Source organism: Streptomyces albus subsp. chlorinus, from assembly GCF_013302895.1.
Classification (GTDB): Bacteria; Actinomycetota; Actinomycetes; order Streptomycetales; family Streptomycetaceae; genus Streptomyces; species Streptomyces chlorinus.
This window is the reverse complement of the sequence record NZ_VJOK01000001.1, coordinates 5156563-5172210: the sequence shown is the minus strand read 5'-3', so window position 1 is coordinate 5172210 and position 15648 is coordinate 5156563. Positions and strand designations below refer to the sequence as shown.

The 15648-nt window shown below is 73.0% G+C and carries 12 protein-coding genes; 7 read left to right on the top strand and 5 right to left on the bottom strand.

The annotated features are described in order from the left end of the window. Nucleotides 1–69: 69 nt before the first annotated feature. The 3 genes from FM076_RS22730 to FM076_RS22720 are packed head-to-tail and all read right to left on the bottom strand — an operon-like array spanning nucleotide 70 to nucleotide 3158. Nucleotides 70–1032, bottom strand: a complete 963-nt coding sequence (locus FM076_RS22730) for an acyl-CoA dehydrogenase family protein (protein ID WP_173872815.1) — start codon at nucleotides 1030–1032, stop codon at nucleotides 70–72. Nucleotides 1033–1037: 5 nt separating this feature from the next. Next, a complete protein-coding gene (locus FM076_RS22725) occupies nucleotides 1038–2198 on the bottom strand; it encodes an acyl-CoA dehydrogenase family protein (protein ID WP_173872814.1) in 1161 nt (386 codons plus the stop codon). A gap of 3 nt (nucleotides 2199–2201) precedes the next feature. Continuing rightward, nucleotides 2202–3158: an enoyl-CoA hydratase gene (locus FM076_RS22720; RefSeq protein ID WP_173872813.1), complete on the bottom strand. Its 957-nt coding sequence runs from the start codon at nucleotides 3156–3158 to the stop codon at nucleotides 2202–2204. Between the two features lie 196 nt (nucleotides 3159–3354). Between FM076_RS22720 and FM076_RS22715 the strand changes: the two genes are divergently transcribed. The 7 genes from FM076_RS22715 to FM076_RS22685 all read left to right on the top strand — a co-directional run bounded on the left by FM076_RS22715 (nucleotide 3355) and on the right by FM076_RS22685 (nucleotide 13383). Next, nucleotides 3355–4146, top strand: coding sequence for an SDR family oxidoreductase (locus tag FM076_RS22715; protein ID WP_173872812.1), 792 nt, complete (start codon nucleotides 3355–3357; stop codon nucleotides 4144–4146). A gap of 53 nt (nucleotides 4147–4199) precedes the next feature. Further along, nucleotides 4200–4799 (top strand): TetR/AcrR family transcriptional regulator, encoded by a 600-nt coding sequence (locus tag FM076_RS22710; protein ID WP_173872811.1) that lies wholly within the window; start codon nucleotides 4200–4202, stop codon nucleotides 4797–4799. 45 nt (nucleotides 4800–4844) lie between these two features. Further along, nucleotides 4845–6008 (top strand): acetyl-CoA C-acetyltransferase, encoded by a 1164-nt coding sequence (locus FM076_RS22705; protein WP_173872810.1) that lies wholly within the window; start codon nucleotides 4845–4847, stop codon nucleotides 6006–6008. A 164-nt stretch (nucleotides 6009–6172) separates the two neighbouring features. Continuing rightward, the gene (locus tag FM076_RS22700) at nucleotides 6173–7780 is read left to right on the top strand and encodes a bifunctional cytidylyltransferase/SDR family oxidoreductase (protein WP_345945166.1); all 1608 of its coding nucleotides are present in this window, start codon (nucleotides 6173–6175) and stop codon (nucleotides 7778–7780) included. Further along, nucleotides 7777–9591, top strand: a complete 1815-nt coding sequence (locus FM076_RS22695; protein WP_173872809.1) for a CDP-glycerol glycerophosphotransferase family protein — start codon at nucleotides 7777–7779, stop codon at nucleotides 9589–9591. Before FM076_RS22700 ends, FM076_RS22695 begins: the two co-directional genes overlap by 4 nt. Further along, nucleotides 9584–12265, top strand: a complete 2682-nt coding sequence (locus FM076_RS22690; RefSeq protein ID WP_173872808.1) for a CDP-glycerol glycerophosphotransferase family protein — start codon at nucleotides 9584–9586, stop codon at nucleotides 12263–12265. The genes FM076_RS22695 and FM076_RS22690 overlap by 8 nt, the downstream gene beginning before the upstream one ends. Next, the gene (locus FM076_RS22685; RefSeq protein WP_173872807.1) at nucleotides 12262–13383 is read left to right on the top strand and encodes an acyltransferase family protein; all 1122 of its coding nucleotides are present in this window, start codon (nucleotides 12262–12264) and stop codon (nucleotides 13381–13383) included. The genes FM076_RS22690 and FM076_RS22685 overlap by 4 nt, the downstream gene beginning before the upstream one ends. Nucleotides 13384–13730: 347 nt before the next feature. Here the strand turns inward: FM076_RS22685 and FM076_RS22680 are convergent, their stop codons facing one another. Continuing rightward, nucleotides 13731–14318 carry a GNAT family N-acetyltransferase gene (locus FM076_RS22680; RefSeq protein ID WP_173872806.1) on the bottom strand — a complete coding sequence of 196 codons (588 nt, stop codon included), beginning with the start codon at nucleotides 14316–14318 and terminating at the stop codon, nucleotides 13731–13733. Continuing rightward, entirely contained in the window at nucleotides 14318–15424 is a 1107-nt protein-coding gene (locus FM076_RS22675; RefSeq protein WP_243274604.1) for a hypothetical protein, read from the bottom strand. The genes FM076_RS22680 and FM076_RS22675 overlap by 1 nt, the downstream gene beginning before the upstream one ends. Between the last annotated feature and the right edge of the window lie 224 nt (nucleotides 15425–15648).

The following is a 15648-nucleotide window of genomic DNA, read 5'->3' as shown; positions in this document are numbered from 1 at the left end:
CCTGGTGCCCCCGGCCGCGCTCCCGGGCAGCGGCTGAGGGCCGCCCGGTCCGGTGCCGGGCCGCCGGGCTCAGTCCGGCAGCGGCCGGCCCGCGAGCACGGCAGAGCGGCAGGCGTCCTGGGTGCCCCAGGAGGTGTAGAGGCAGCGGGCCTTGCGCAGGAGCAGGGTGAGGTCGTACTCGTCCGTGTAGCCCACGGCGCCGTGCACCTGGAGGGCGGTGCGGGCGGCCAGGTGGGCGGCGTGCGAGCAGGCCGCCTTCGCGGCGGGCAGGTCGCGGGGGTCGGCGGCGGCGTCCCCCCGTACGGCCAGCGCGGCGGCGTGCAGCAGGGGGCGGGCGAACTCCAGCTCGACGGCCACGTCGGCCAGTTGGTGCTTGACCGCCTGGAAGGACCCGACGGGCCGGCCGAACTGCCGCCGGGCCGCGACGTACTCCACGCTGCCCGCGAGCAGCGCCTCGCCCGCGCCGAGCGCCTGGGCGGCGGTCAGCAGTGTGGCCAGGGCCCGCAGCCGCCCGGTGTCGGCCGGTACCGCCTCGCCGGGTGCGCAGCGGGCGAGGTGCCGGGCGGGGTCGAGGGAGGGCAGCACGGGGCCCTGCCCGGCCGCGAGGTACAGGGTGCCCTCGCGCAGCACGAACACCGCCCGCGCCGCCCTCGGGTCCACCGCGTAGCCGCTCGCCGGGTCGGTGACGGTCGCCAGCTCCTCGCCGCCCAGCAGCCGTTCGGGCCAGGACGGGGTGCGGGCCAGCGCCGCCGCCAGTGCGACCGTCTCGGCCAGCGGGCCCGGCGCCCCGGCGCGGCCCGTCTCGACGAAGGCGGCGGCGAGTTCGGCCGGGTACCAGCCCAGCCCGCCGCACTCCTCGGGGACGGCGAGGCCGGGCAGCCCCGTCCCGGCGAGCGAGCGCCACAGGGCGCGTCCCGGGGCCAGGTCACCGGCCGCCCAGGCGCGGGCCGCCTTCAGGGGCCCGGCCCCGGACAGCACGCGGCGGACGGTCCGGACGTAGGCGAGCTGGTCCGGTCCGGGCACGAAGCGCATGCGTCTCAGCGTCCCCTCGGCAGGCCGAGCACCCGCTCGGCGACGATGTCGCGCTGGATCTCGTTGGTGCCCGCGTAGACGGGCCCGGCCAGCGCGAAGATCCAGCCGTCCAGCCAGACCGACCCGGGCAGCCCCTCGGCGATCTCGGCGGCGCCGGGGCCGAGCAGGTCGAGGGCCGTCTCGTGCAGGTCGATGTCCAGTTCGGACCAGAAGAGCTTGTTCACGGAGGAGGGGGGCGCGGCGGACGGGTCGGCGGGGGACGAGGCGGCGGCGTACCCGGCGAGCTGGTAGGCGCGCGCCCGGATCCAGGCGTCGGCCACCCGACCGGCCGCCGCGCCGCGCGCCGGCTCCGCCTGCCGCTCCCACAGCCGGCGCAGCCGTTCGGCGGCGGCCGTGAAGCGGCCGGGCGAGCGCAGGGTGAGCCCGCGCTCGTTGCCCGCCGTGGACATCGCGGCCCGCCAGCCCTGGCCGGGTTCACCGATGACGTCGGCGTCGGGCACGAAGACGTCCTGCAGGAAGATCTCCGCGAAGGCGGGCTTGCCGTCCAGCCTGCCGATCGGCCGCACGGTGACGCCCTCCGCGTCGAGCGGGAACATCAGGTAGCTCAGTCCGCGGTGCCGTTGGGCCTCCGGGTCGGTGCGGAAGAGCCCGAAGGCGCGGTCGGCGAACGCGGCCCGGGAGGACCAGGTCTTCTGGCCGTTCAGCAGCCAGCCGCCGCCGTCGCGTGCGGTGCGCTCGGCGCGGGAGCGCAGCGCGGCGAGGTCGGAGCCGGCCTCCGGTTCGGACCAGGCCTGCGCCCAGATCGTCTCGCCGGAGGCCATCGGCGGCAGGAGGCGGGCCAGTTGCTCCTCGGTACCGTGTGCGAAGAGGGTGGGGGCCAGGAGGCTGATGCCGTTCTGGCTGACGCGGCCGGGCGCGCCCGCCGCGTAGTACTCCTCCTCGAAGACCAGCCACTCGGTCGGGCTCGCCCCCCGGCCGCCGTACGCCTCGGGCCAGGAGACGACGGACCAGCCGCCCTCGTACAGTTCGCGCTCCCAGGCGCGGTGCGCCGCGAAGCCCTCGGCCGTCTCCAGCGAGGGCAGCGGCCGGGTTGGCACGTGCGCGGCCAGCCAGGCGCGGGCCTCGGCACGGAAGTCCTCCTCGGCGGCGCCGAACTCCAGGTCCATCGCTCAGGCTCCGTCCCCGCCGCCGGCGGTTCCGTCCCCGGCGGTTCCGTCCCCGGCGGTTCCGTCCCCGGCGGCCGTGCCCGCGGTGCCCGTCCCGGCCGCGCGGCGGGCCGCCTCGCGCATGGAGCGGGCGTCCATGCCGCCCAGGGAGTCGGTGCCCGTCTCGGCGTTGTGCGCGTGCGCCAGGTGGTGCAGGCCGAACGCGGAGTCGAGGCCGCTGTGCAGGCCCATCAGGTCCTCGGCCTGGTTGACGGCGCGCTTGGTGAGGGCGAGCCCGAGGCGGGGCATCCCGGCGATCCGGGCCGCCAGCGCTCCGGCCTCCTCGTCGAGCCGGGCCCGCGCGACGACGCGGTTGACCATGCCGATCTCGTACGCGCGGCGGGCGCTCATCCGCTCCCCCGTGTAGAGGAACTCCTTGGCGAGGCGGGGCCCCATCACCCAGGGGTGGGCGAAGTACTCGACGCCGGGGATGCCCATGCGGACCACGGGGTCGGCGAAGAAGGCGTCCTCGCTGGCGACGATGAGGTCGCACACCCACGCCAGCATCAGCCCGCCCGCCACGCACGCGCCCTGCACGGCGCAGACCACGGGTTTGGGCAGCTCGCGCCAGCGGCGGCACATGCCCAGGTAGACCTCGGACTCACGCGCGTACCGGGACTCGGCGCCCTGTTTGCCCACGTGGTCCCACCACAGTCCGGCCGTGCGCGGGAAGGACAGGTGCGCGTCGCGGCCGGGGCTGCCGATGTCGTGCCCGGCGCTGAAGTGCTCGCCCGCGCCCGCCAGGACGAGGGCGCGGACCTCGTCGTCGTCGGCGGCGCGGCGGAAGGCCGCGTCGAGGGCGTAGGTCATCGCCGAGTTCTGCGCGTTGCGGTACTCGGGGCGGTTGAGGGTGACGCGGGCGACGGCGCCGACGCGCTCGTAGGTCACCACCTCGGGTGCTGCTGGGCGGTCGTCGGGCATGCGGGCTCTCCTCGGACGAGGCGGCACACTCTTCCCTAACAAGTGTTTGGTAGATTAACGTGGCTCCGCCCCCGCGTCGAGAGCCGCGAGGGGCCCGCCGGACGAGACCGGAGAGGCCGGAAAGGCCGGAAAGGCCGGAGAAGGCCCGGCCGCGACCGGTCGGGAGGGGCCGTCGCATGACGAGAGGGGCCGCCGTATGAGCAGTGCCGCACCCGTCCGCCCCGCCCCGCACGGCCTGCTGGCCGGACGGGCCGTCGTCGTCACCGCCGCCGCGGGCAGCGGCATCGGCGGGGCGACCGCGCGCCGCGTCCTGGAGGAGGGCGCGGACGGCGTCGTCCTCGGGGACTCCCACGCCCGCCGCCTCGCCGCGGCCGAGCAGGCGCTCGCCCGCGAGTTCGGCCCCCGGCGGGTGCGGGCCGTGCCCTGCGACGTGACCGTCGAGGAGGAGGTGCGGGCCCTGCTGGACGCCTGCACCGAACGCCACGGCCGTATCGACGTGCTCGTCAACAACGCCGGCCTGGGCGGCACCGCGGAACTGGTGGAGATGACCGACGAGCAGTGGTCCCGGGTGCTGGACGTGACACTGAACGGCACCTTCCGTTGCACCCGGGCCGGGCTGCGCGCCATGCGGGAACAGCCGGGCGGCGGGGTGATCGTCAACAACGCCTCGGTCGTCGGCTGGCGGGCCCAGCGCGGCCAGGCGCACTACGCCGCGGCCAAGGCGGGCGTGATGGCGCTGACCCGCTGCGCCGCCCTGGAGGCCGCCGCGTTCGGCGTCCGGATCAACGCCGTCTCCCCCTCCCTGGCGATGCACCCGCACCTGGTGAAGGTCACCACCCCCGACGTGCTCGCGGAGCTGACCTCCCGCGAGGCGTTCGGCCGGCACGCCGAGCCCTGGGAGGTCGCCAACGTGATCGTCTTCCTGGCGAGCGACTACTCCTCCTACATGACGGGCGAGACCGTGGCCGTCAGCAGCCAGCACCCCTGACCCGGCCGCACCGCCGGTGACCTGCCCCTACGCGCCCGACGGACAATGGATGCATGGTGACGCCGAAGAAGAACCCCGCCGGCACCGGACGCCGGGCCGAGCTGCTGGCGACCGCCGCCGAGGTGTTCGCGGAGCAGGGGTACAACGCGACGACCGTCCGCACCATCGCGGACCGCGCCGGGCTGCTCGCGGGCAGCCTCTACTACCACTTCGACTCCAAGGAGTCGATGGCCGACGAGATCCTCAGCGCCTTCCTCACCGACCTGTGGCAGGGCTACCAGCGGATCGAGGAGGCCTGCCTGCCACCGCGCGAGACGTTCGAGGGGCTGGTCACCGAGTCGTTCCGGCAGATGGAGCGGCACCGCCCGGCGGTGGTCATCTACCAGAAGGAGGCCCGCAGGCTCGCCGCCCAGGAGCGCTTCCGCTACCTGTCCGACTCGCAGGAACGCTTCCAGAAGCTGTGGACGCGCACCCTGGAGCGCGGGGTGGCCGACGGCAGCTTCCGGCGCGAGCTGGACGTCCCGGTGGCCTACCGGTTCGTGCGCGACACCGTCTGGATGGCGGCTGTCTGGTTCCGGCCCCAGGGGCGCAAGAGCGCGGCGCAGATCGCCGAGCAGTACACGTCGATGGTGCTCGACGGAATCGCCACCTGAGGGGCGCGGCTCGTCCGTCCCCCGGACCCGAGGAGAGTGAACGTGATGTCCCGCGGCGAGGCGTACATAGTCGGAGCGGTCCGCTCCCCCGTCGGCAGGCGCGGCGGCGCACTGGCCGGCATCCACCCCGCCGACCTGGGCGCGCACGCGCTGCGCGCGCTGCTGGAGCGGGTGGACGTGGACCCCGAGGCCGTGGACGACGTGATCTTCGGCTGCCTGGACGCCGTCGGCCCGCAGGCCGGTGACCTCGCACGGACGGCCTGGCTCGCCGCGGGCCTGCCCGAGTCGGTGCCCGGCGTCACCGTGGACCGGCAGTGCGGCTCCTCGCAGCAGGCCGTGCACTTCGCCGCGCAGGCCGTGCTGTCCGGCACCGCCGGACTGGTGGTCGCCGGCGGGGTGCAGAACATGTCGCAGATCCCCCTCGCCTACGCCGCACACCGGGCCGCCGCCCCGCTCGGGCTCACGGACGGCCCCTTCCACGGCTCGGCGGGCTGGCGGGCCCGCTACGGTGACGCGCCCGTCGACCAGTTCCACGGCGCGGAGCTGATCGCACGGCAGTGGGACATCGGCCGTCCGGAGATGGAGCGCTGGGCGCTGCGCTCCCACCGGCGGGCGGTGCGCGCCATCGACGCGGGGTACTTCGACCGGGAGATCGCGCCGCTGGGGGACCACGCGGTGGATGAGGGCCCGCGGCGCGACACCGGGCTGGAGAAGATGGCGGCCCTCCCGCCGCTGGTGGAGGGCGGACGGCTGACCGCCGCCGTCTCCTCGCAGCTGTCCGACGCGTCCTGCGCCGTGCTGCTCGCCTCCGAGGAGGCCGTACGCGACCACCGCCTCACCCCGCGCGCCCGCGTGCACCATCTCTCCGCGCGCGGAGAGGACCCGATCCGGATGCTGACCGCGCCGATCCCGGCCACCGCGCACGCCCTGGCCCGGGCGGGGATGACGCTGGAGGACATCGACCTGGTGGAGATCAACGAGGCGTTCGCCCCCGTGGTGCTGGCCTGGCTGGCGGAGACCGGCTGCGACCCGGACAAGGTCAACGTCAACGGTGGCGCCATCGCGCTGGGCCATCCCCTCGGCGCGACCGGGGCCCGGCTGCTGACCACCCTCCTCCACGAACTGGAGCGCACCGGGGCCCGCTACGGCCTCCAGACCATGTGCGAGGGTGGCGGCCAGGCCAATGTCACCATCATCGAACGCCTCTGACGTCACACCCGCCTCACAGATTGAAATGTCTCAAACCTGTAACTGACCACAACTTTTTACCTGCCTGCACCATCAAAGAGACGCGCGGTTCACCCGGCGATCACCTTTTTCGGACCGCTCCCTCACTCCGCGGTTCCGATTTCTCAGCACAAGGCAGGTTTCTCGTGGCTCCTCACATACGCACCGTCGCTGTCGTCCTGGCGGGCGGCACCGGGCAGCGCGTCGGTCTGTCCATACCGAAGCAACTGCTCAAGATCGCGGGCAAGCCGCTGATCGAGCACACACTGGCGGTGTTCGAGCAGGCCGAGGACATCGACGACGTGCTGGTGCTGATGACGCCGGGCTACGTGCCCGAGGTGGAGAAGATCGTCGAGAAGGCCGGGCTGACCAAGGTGCGCCGGGTGCTGGAGGGCGGCGCCAGCCGCAACGCCACCACCGAGAACGCCATCGCCGCGCTGAGCGAGGGGCTGGCCGACGGCGAGGAGCGGTACGTCCTCTTCCACGACGCCGTGCGCCCCCTGCTGTCCCAGCGGGTGATCCACGAGTGCGTCGCGGCGCTGGACCGCTACCAGGCGGTGGACGTCGCCATCCCGTCGGCCGACACCATCATCGTGACCCGCCGGCACGGGGAGGACGGCGAGTTCATCACCGACGTCCCGGACCGCTCCCGGCTGCGCCGGGGCCAGACCCCGCAGGCGTTCCGGCTCTCCACCATCCGCCGCGCCTACCAGATCGCGGCCACGGACCCCCATTTCCAGGCCACCGACGACTGCTCCGTGGTGCTGCGCTACCTGCCCGACGTGCCCATCCACGTGGTGGAGGGCGACGAGTACAACATGAAGGTGACCCAGCCCGTCGACGTCTTCCTCGCCGACAAGCTGTTCCAGCTGGCGTCGACCGCGGCGCCGGAGCGCTCCGCTGCCGAGGTGTACGCCGAGGGGCTGCGCGGGCGGACCATGGTCGTCTTCGGCGGCTCCTACGGCATCGGCGCCGACGTCGCCGCCCTCGCCGAGAGCTTCGGGGCACGCGTCTTCTCCTACGGCCGCTCCACCACCGGCACCCATGTGGAGAACGCCGAGCAGGTGGCCGAGGCCCTCGCGAAGGCCTACGCCGAGACCGGCCGGATCGACCACGTCGTCAACACCGCGGGCGTGCTGCGGGTGGGCCGGCTCGCCGAGACCGGCCTGGAGACGGTGGAGGAGGCGCTGCGGGTCAACTACCTGGCGCCCCTGCACATCGCCCGCGCCGCGCACAAGTACCTCGCCGAGAGCGGCGGCCACCTGCTGCTGTACACCTCCAGCAGCTACACCCGGGGCCGCGCCGGCTACAGCCTCTACTCCTCCTCCAAGGCGGCGCTGGTCAACCTGACCCAGGCGCTGGCCGACGAGTGGGCGGGCGACGGGATCCGGGTGAACTGCGTCAACCCGGAGCGGACCGCCACCCCGATGCGCACCCGCGCCTTCGGCCAGGAGCCGCCCGGCACCCTGCTCAGCTCCGAGGCGGTCGCGTACGCCTCCGTGGACGTGCTGCTGTCGGGCATGACCGGCCACGTCATCGACGTGCGGCAGCAGGACCCCACCCGCTCCCCCGGTGCCGCCTCCGCGTTCGAGGAGGCCCTGGCCGCACAGCTCGACGAGAGCCTGGCGGAGAACCTGGCGGACGGTCCCGGCGAGCGGGCCGAGCCCGTCCCGCTCACCGGGACGGCGGCGCTGGGGAACACGGCCGCCGCGAAGACGGCCTCCGGGGGCGTCGAAACCGAGGTCGTCGCATGATCCGGATGACCGAGGAGCGGCGCGAGAGACTCCTGCGCGCGGCCCGGGTCGGTTCGACGGGCGAACTGGCCGCGGCCGCGGTGCTCGTGTGCGGCTTCCCCCTGCTGCTGGCGGCGGCGCTGCTGGGGCAGGCGGGGCTCTTCGCCGCGGCGGCCGCCGCCACCTACCTCGCCGACCACTTCCTGCACCGGCGCGGCAGCTATCTGCTGAGCCGGATGGCCAAGGCCCGCGCCGGGCTGGGCGTCCGGTTCCTGCTGCGGCACCTGATGCTGGTGCTGCTGCTGGTCCGGCTCGACGAGGCCGACACCACGGTGACCCTCGCGGCGATCAGCTGCTTCGTGGCCTTCCACGGGCTCCAGGTGCCGCACAGCGCCCTGTCCACCCTGCTGCGCAACCGGCACCGGCTGCCCGTCGCCACCCGCAACATCGACCTGTCCCGCCTCGCGCTGCCCGCTCCCCCGCCGCAGGCGCTGCTGCACCGGGGCGCCGAGAAGATGCAGCACCTGGACCTGTTCGCGGTCGCCGGTGTGCTGGCCGCCGCCACCGGTGCCTCCGCCCCGGTGGCGTACGCCGGGATCGGTGCCACCCTCGCGCTGGCCCTCGCCTACGTCCTCGCGCTCGCCGCGTGCATGCGCCCCGGCAAGCTGCCGCCGCGCCGCGAGCGGGTGCTGGAGTGGTTCGACGGCTGGCTCGCGGAACACCAGCCCGACACCGTGCTGTACTTCTCCGGCTCGCCCGAGTCCACCTACCAGGTCTCGATGTGGCTGGAGACGATGGAGCAGCTGGCGGCCCGCGGGCTGCGGCCCCTGGTGCTGCTGCGCGAGCGGTACACGCTGGAGACCCTGGCGGAGACCACCGTCCCGGTCGCCTGCGTGCCCTCCGCCGTGCATCTGATGAACCTCGACCTGACGATGCTGCGGGTGGCGCTGTACCCGGCGAACGTCGGAAAGAACATCCACCTGCTGCGCGAACCGACCATGAAGCACGTCTTCGTGGGCCACGGCGACAGCGACAAGCTCGCCTCCGTCAACCCGTACAGCAAGGTCTACGACGAGGTGTGGACGGCCGGGCGCGCGGGCCGCGACCGCTACGCCCTCGCCCGGGTGGGGGTCCGCGACGAGGACATCGTCGAGGTCGGCAGGCCGCAGCTCGCCCCTGTCCTCAGCGGTCCGCTGCCGCGCGAGGGCCGGGTGCCGACCGTGCTGTACGCCCCCACCTGGGAGGGCTGGACGGACGATCCGGGCAACACCTCGCTGATCCTGGCCGGGGAGCACATCGTGCGCGCCCTGCTCCAGGCGCCCGACCCGGTGCGGGTGCTCTACAAGCCGCACCCCTTCACCGGGACCCGCTCGCCGCTCGCGCGCGAGGCGCACGAGAAGGTCATGGCGATGATCGAGGCCGCGGGCGGCGACCACCAGGTCGTCACCGGCCCGGAGCCGAAGCTGTACGACTGCTTCAACATCGCGGACGCGCTCGTCTCCGACATCTCCTCCGTGGTCTCCGACTGGATCGCCAGCGGACGCCCCTACGCCGTCACCGACTCCGCCGGACTCGGCGAGGAGGAGTTCCGGCGGCAGAACACCGCGGTGCGTGCCGCGGTCGTCCTGGACAACCGGGCGAGCGGCATCGAGCAGCTGCTGGCCGCCCTGCGCGATCCGGCCGGCGACCCGCTGGCCGACGCGCGCGCCGATCTGAAGACCTACCTGCTGGGCCCCTCCGGCCCGGACCCGCTCGCACGGTTCGAGCAGGCCGTCAAGGAGCTGGCGACCAAGGCAGGCATCCGCAACCTGGAGTCGCTGACCCATGAGTGACACGATCCCCGAAGAGCTGGCCCGGGGCCTGCGTTACCTGCCCGAGGCGAGCGAGGAGGAACGTGCCTCCTTCCTCACCGCCGCGCGCGCCCACTGGAGCGGGGGCCGCACCCCGGACGCGCTGGCGCCCGCCGAGCGGTTCGCCTGGAAGCTGGTCCGCGAGGGCCGGCTGGACGACGCGGTCGCCCTGCAGCGCCTCCAGCGCGAGCACCCCGGCGGCTTCCAGGTGCGCGGACTGCGCAGGGGCCGCGCCGTCTTCCCCGGCGTGGGGCAGATCCCGCTGCGCGGCAAGGACGATCTGCCGGTGCGCAGCAAGCTGACCACCCTGGAGTGGCAGAGCGACGGGCGGCTGCTGGTGCGCGGCTGGGCCTACCTGGCCAATGTGCCGATGGCCGAACGGCCCCGGCTGCCGCGGATCGGCCTGCTGTGGCGCAAGGGCAGCCGGCGGCGCGTGCCGTTCACCGTCCGCCCGGTCCGGATGCCGGAGGCCACCGCCGCCTCCAAGCAGGCGCTGCACTGCTACGACTGGTCCGGGTTCGAGTTCCTGCTCGACCCCGGCAAGCTGCCCGGCGCCGACCGGCCCGGCGTCTGGCAGCTGGGCCTGCTGCTGTCCGGCCCCGGCGGGCCGCGCGGGGCCCGGCCGGTCAAGGACGTGGTCGGCTCCGGCGGGCACACCCAGGTGCGGCACCTGGCGGACGGCCGCCGGCTGGTGGCCGGGTTCGACTCCAAGGGACGGCTCCAGCTGACCCTTGACCCGACGCCGGGACAGATCACCGGCCACCGCCGGGACGGCTCCCAGCTGGAGCTGACGGTGCGCTCGTACGGGAAGGGGGTGACCGCCCTGGAGATCGGCGAGCACCACTACCCGGTGGCCGAGGACGGCACCGTGCGCATCCCCTTCGCCCGGCTGCACGAGGTGACCAAGCCGTACGGGAAGACGCACGACTGGCACTGCCACATGCGGTCGGCAGACGGCGGCAGGCGCCGGGCCGTCGTCTCGGCGGACTTCGCCGCCGGGTCCTACGACCTGCCCGGCGGCCGGGAGATCGCCCTCACCACGGACGGCCCGGGTCTGCTGAAGATGCACGACAGGGCACGCCAGCCCATCGTGGACACCCTGGAGTGGACCGAGGACGGCGCGCTGCTGCTGGAGGGCGACTTCTCCGGTCCCGGTGAGGGCGCGAAACTGGTGCTGCGGCACGGGGGCCAGCACGAGGAGAAGCACCTGCCCCTGGACTTCGACCCGGCCACCGGCCGGTTCCGGGCGCGCGTCCGGCCGCTGGAGACGGCCACCTACGACCCGGACGTCACGCTGCCGCTGCGCAAGGGCCGCTGGTACTTCTCCTTCCGCGCCGAAGGGGCCACCACCCACCGGCAGGACGTCCCGGTGAAGCTGCGCGCCGACCAGGTGGGGCGGCTCCCGCTGGAGCACGACGCGGGCAGCCGCTCCTACCGGGTGGAGCGGCGCTACTTCGACCGCATCTACCTGGAGGCCCTCTCCCCGCTGGGCGAGGACGAGCGCGGCGCCTACCGCCAGCACCTGCTGCGCACCGAGTTCACCAGCCGGCACAAGCGGCTGCCGCTGCGCGAGGCGGTGTTCTACAACAGCTTCGGCGGCAAGCAGTTCTCCGACTCGCCGCGCGCCATCCACGAGGAACTGGTGCGCCGCGGCGTCGAGGTGGAGCACCTGTGGTCCGTCGCCGACGGGCAGGTGGCGCTGCCCGAGGGGGTCACCCCGCTGGAGTGGCACTCCAAGGAGTGGTACGAGGCGCTGGCCCGCAGCCGGTACGTCGTCACCAACGTCGGCCTGGGCGACTGGTTCACCAAGCGGGAGGACCAGACCGTCGTGCAGACCTGGCACGGCACCCCGCTGAAGAAGATCGGCGCCGACCTGCTGGGCACGCCCAAGGCGAACCCCGCCTACATCGCCTCCCTGCCGCACCGCTTCCGCCAGTTCGACATCACCGTCTCCCCCAACGCCTTCACCACGCCCGTGATGAAGCGCGCGTTCTGCGCGGAGGGCGAGGTGCTGGAGGCGGGGTATCCGCGCAACGACCTCTTCCACTCTCCTGAGCGGGCCGACGTGGCCGCCCGGGTGCGGAAGGTCCTGGGCATCCCCGCCGACAAGAAGGTGGTGCTGTACGCGCCGACCTGGCGGGACGACCAGCGGCACGGCGGGCAGCGGTTCAAACTGGACCTGCGGGTCGACCTGGCCGCGGCGGAGCGGGAGCTGGGGGACGACCACGTCTTCCTCTTCCGCAAGCACCCCAAGATCCTGGACGCGATCCCCGGCGCGGGCGAGGGCTTCGTCTTCGACGTGTCCGGCTATCCGGACATCGCCGAGCTGTACCTGCTCGCCGACATCCTGATCACCGACTACTCCTCGGTGCTGTTCGACTTCGCCCACTCCGGGCGTCCGATGCTCTTCTTCACCTACGACCTGGAGCACTACCGGGACACCCTGCGCGGCTTCTACTTCGACTTCACCGAGCGCGCCCCCGGGCCGCTGATCAAGACGAGCGAGGAACTGGTCGCCGCGATCCGCGACATCGACAGCGTCGCCGCCGCCCACAAGGACCGGTACGCGGACTTCGTACGGGACTTCTGCGAGCCCTCCGACGGGCTGGCCACCGCCCGCGTCGTGGACCGCATGCTGGAGCTCGGGCGTCGATGAGGACACCGCTGCCTCCCCTGGCGGCGCCGCCGTCCCCGGCCGCACGGGCCGGGGACGGCGGCCCTGCCGCGGGGAGCGTACGTCGGGCGGCGGCCCGCGGGGCGGCCGGCGCGGGGCGGGACCCGTACTTCGACAACGCCAAGTACCTGGCGATCGTGCTGGTGGCCGCCGCCCACTCCTGGGAGCCGTTCTGGGACGACAGCCGGGCGGCCACCGCCCTGTACCTGTTCGTGTACACCTTCCACATGCCGGCGTTCATCATGATCTCCGGCTACTTCTCGCGCGGCTTCACCTTCACGCCCTCCCGGGTCCGGCGGCTGGTGGCCGGGGTCGCCGTGCCGTACGTCGTCTTCCAGACGGCGTACGCGCTCTTCCGGCGCTGGGCGCACGACGAACCCGACTACCCCATCGACCTCTTCGACCCGTGGTTCGTGATGTGGTTCCTGCTGGCCCTGTTCTTCTGGCGGCTGCTCACGCCCGTCTGGGAGCGGCTGCGGTGGCCGGTGACCACCTCGGTGGTCATCGCCGTCCTCGTCTCGGTCTCCCCGAGCGTCGGCGGCGAGCTGGAGCTGCAACGGGTGCTGCGGTTCCTGCCCTTCTTCGTGATCGGGCTGACGCTGCGCCCGGAGCACTTCACACTGGTGCGGCACCGGGCCGCCCGCCTGCTGAGCCTGCCGGTGCTGCTGGGCGCGCTGGTCTTCTCCTACTGGGCGGCACCGCGCATGAACCACCAGTGGCTCTTCCTGCGCGACCCGGCGCAGGACCTGGGGGTCTCCGCGGTGACCGGCGCTGCGATGTCCCTGGCCCTGCTGGTCTGCTCACTGGTGCTCAGCGCCTGCTTCCTGGCCTGGGTGCCCGGCCGGCGGCTGTGGTGCACGGCCCTGGGAGCCGGCACGCTCTACGGCTTCCTGCTGCACGGCTTCCTGGTCAAGGGCAGCCGCTGGTGGGGCTGGTACCGGCCGGAGTGGGTGCACACCCCGCTCGGCATGGTGGCCGTCACACTGCTGGCGTCGGCCGCCGTCACCCTCCTGTGCACCCCGGCGGTCCGCCGCGCCCTGCGCGCCGTGGTCGAGCCCCGGATGGACTGGCTCTTCCCGCGCGGCCCCGGGCGGCCGTGAGCGGAAAGCCCCCTGCCGGCCGGCCCCGGCCGCCCCGATAGCGTCCGGGCCACCGCCGCGCCGCTCGCTCACGTCACTCTCGTGCGGGTCCATGGTGCCGGGGTCGAGACCGGGCAGGGGGACGAATCCGAGCAGCTCGGTGGTGCTGCGGGCACGGCCGATCGTGTCCCACGCACGGACGCGGCGTCCGCCGTCCTCGTCGGGCGGGTGGACGACGACCGGTGCGGCCGTGACACCACCGTGCGGCCGGTCGGGAGCCGCCGCGTCTCGGGACGCCCCCTCTTATGCAGGGGAGGCAACCCGTGAGAGGCAGCGCCCCTGTGTCTTGACCTGAGCAAGCCCCACCGTCATGACTGCTCTCCTACAGAGGTGGTTCCGACGCGCGGTAGTCCGAGTTCGCGGACCATGGCGTCGTAGTAAGGAGCATCTTCCCAGGGGTGAGAACGGCCAACGCGCCGATAGCCCCAGGCGAGATACGCGGCTCGGGCCGGTGCGGCTTCCGGCTCGGGCCGGACGGTGAGCGTGACCCGCTCAACGGCCAGGCCGTCGAGGAGACGGACGTGGAGGCCGGCGGCTATGCCGCGACGCCGCCAGGGCTTTCGGACACCGAGTTCGATGATGACCCACGTGCGGGTGCCGTCCTCCCACGTAAAGTCATCGGGCAGCGGTTCTTGAACGTTGGCCCACCAGCGGGTGTCGGATGCCAGCAGGTACCCGTACGCGAATCCCACGACCTCGTCCGCGTCGCGGGCGAGAACGAGGCGGATGCCTGGCCGCTGGGCATGGACGTGGAAGTGGTCGATGAACTCCGCGACGTCTCGGGGCCCCTCGCTGTAGGGAGGCTCGGCGTACACCTCCTCGTACGCCGGAAGGAACGCGTCCAGCTGTTCCCTCACTGCTTGTCCCTCGTGCAGCTCGTAGCGTATGCCGGACATCACGCGGCTCCCCTCACGTGGGCGTACTCCGTCAACTGCTCCGATGCGTCTCTGGCGCTCGCGGTGTCGTGGCCGCCCAGGAGGTCAGTCACCTCGTGCAGCCGCCTGAGAACCCGGGCGGACTCGACTTCTTCCAGGTGTTCCAGGCTGTCCATGGCGTGGGCGGCGCCCTCGTCAACGTCCCCCGCCTTGAGGAGGCTACGGGAAAGAGTGAGCCGGTACAGCGCCCTGTTGCGGCCGTAGGTGCGGTCTTGGTGGGCGAGCGCGGCGCGGATGTACTGCGTGGCCGCGTGATGGTGACCGGTCTCGGTGTAAAGCAGCCCTTGGGCGTAGTCGAGTTCCGCATGGCCGTGGAAGGCCGCCCAGTCCGGAGAAGGACGTGACCGTGGCCCGTGGCGTTCGACCAGGCGCATGGCGTCGGCGAGGCGTTTGCCCGCGGCCTTGCCGTCGCCCATCAGGGACAGTGCTCGGGCTTCACGGGACGCGATGAGAGACTGGAGGATCGGTGAGCCGAAGCGTGTCGCTCTCTCGCGTGCCGCACGGGCCAGATCAAGGCCGTCACGGGGACGCCCCTCGTACGACGCCTGCATGGACAGGGAGGCGAGAGCGAGGATTTCGAGGCTGGTGTCGCGAAGCATCGTCGCTGTTGCAAGGGCTTCGCCCCAATAGCGGCGTGCGGTGTCCTGGTCGTCCGCGTCGTACGCCAGCCACGCGCAGTGCTCTGCCGTCTCGCCGGCGAGCAGCTGGAGTTGCCGGCCGATGGTGTCGGGGAAGCGGCTGGTGTTGATGACCCGGCGCACGCGGCGCAGGTGTCGGGCGGCGAGGGAGCGCACGTCCCCGCCGCCGTAGGCGTCATCGAGCTGGTACAGGGAACGGAGTCCTTCTCGGAGTTCCCGCAGGTGGGTAGTGCCCACGGCTCCGAAGTATCCGGTCGGTGACAGGGCTGGTGGGAATCCGGCGCTTGCGGCGACACCGAGGGAATCGTTGAGGAAGGCGCGTCGATCCACGCTGCTGGTGCCTTTCTTTGCGAGGAGCGGTTCAATCCCCACGGTCGCACCGGGCGGGGGGCCGGGAAAGCCGAGATCGCTCGGGCTCACACCGAACATGGCATGGAGTACGCGCCAGGCGCGGGCGCGAGGTTCAGGAGGCGATGGCTGGCGCCACCGGCGAAGTTGGCGGTCTGTCAGCGTGACGACCTCTCCCAGGATGGCAGCGGTCGAATTGAACGCTTGGAGAAAATCCGCTGGCCGGCGCCAGCCGTGCTCGATGCACGCCTGTTCAAAGGGAGTCAACGGTACCTCCGGTGATCCGCTCGTGTACCGACCGTAGC

What these genes read in the sequence shown, in the direction of transcription:
- FM076_RS22730 (WP_173872815.1), bottom strand. Translation starts at nt 1,032, where the DNA reads ATGCGCTTCGTGCCCGGACCGGACCAGCTCGCCTACGTCCGGACCGTC.
- FM076_RS22725 (WP_173872814.1), bottom strand. Translation starts at nt 2,198, where the DNA reads ATGGACCTGGAGTTCGGCGCCGCCGAGGAGGACTTCCGTGCCGAGGCC.
- FM076_RS22720 (WP_173872813.1), bottom strand. Translation starts at nt 3,158, where the DNA reads ATGCCCGACGACCGCCCAGCAGCACCCGAGGTGGTGACCTACGAGCGC.
- FM076_RS22715 (WP_173872812.1), top strand. Translation starts at nt 3,355, where the DNA reads ATGAGCAGTGCCGCACCCGTCCGCCCCGCCCCGCACGGCCTGCTGGCC.
- FM076_RS22710 (WP_173872811.1), top strand. Translation starts at nt 4,200, where the DNA reads ATGGTGACGCCGAAGAAGAACCCCGCCGGCACCGGACGCCGGGCCGAG.
- FM076_RS22705 (WP_173872810.1), top strand. Translation starts at nt 4,845, where the DNA reads ATGTCCCGCGGCGAGGCGTACATAGTCGGAGCGGTCCGCTCCCCCGTC.
- FM076_RS22695 (WP_173872809.1), top strand. Translation starts at nt 7,777, where the DNA reads ATGATCCGGATGACCGAGGAGCGGCGCGAGAGACTCCTGCGCGCGGCC.
- FM076_RS22690 (WP_173872808.1), top strand. Translation starts at nt 9,584, where the DNA reads ATGAGTGACACGATCCCCGAAGAGCTGGCCCGGGGCCTGCGTTACCTG.
- FM076_RS22685 (WP_173872807.1), top strand. Translation starts at nt 12,262, where the DNA reads ATGAGGACACCGCTGCCTCCCCTGGCGGCGCCGCCGTCCCCGGCCGCA.
- FM076_RS22680 (WP_173872806.1), bottom strand. Translation starts at nt 14,318, where the DNA reads ATGTCCGGCATACGCTACGAGCTGCACGAGGGACAAGCAGTGAGGGAA.
- FM076_RS22675 (WP_243274604.1), bottom strand. Translation starts at nt 15,424, where the DNA reads ATGTTCGGTGTGAGCCCGAGCGATCTCGGCTTTCCCGGCCCCCCGCCC.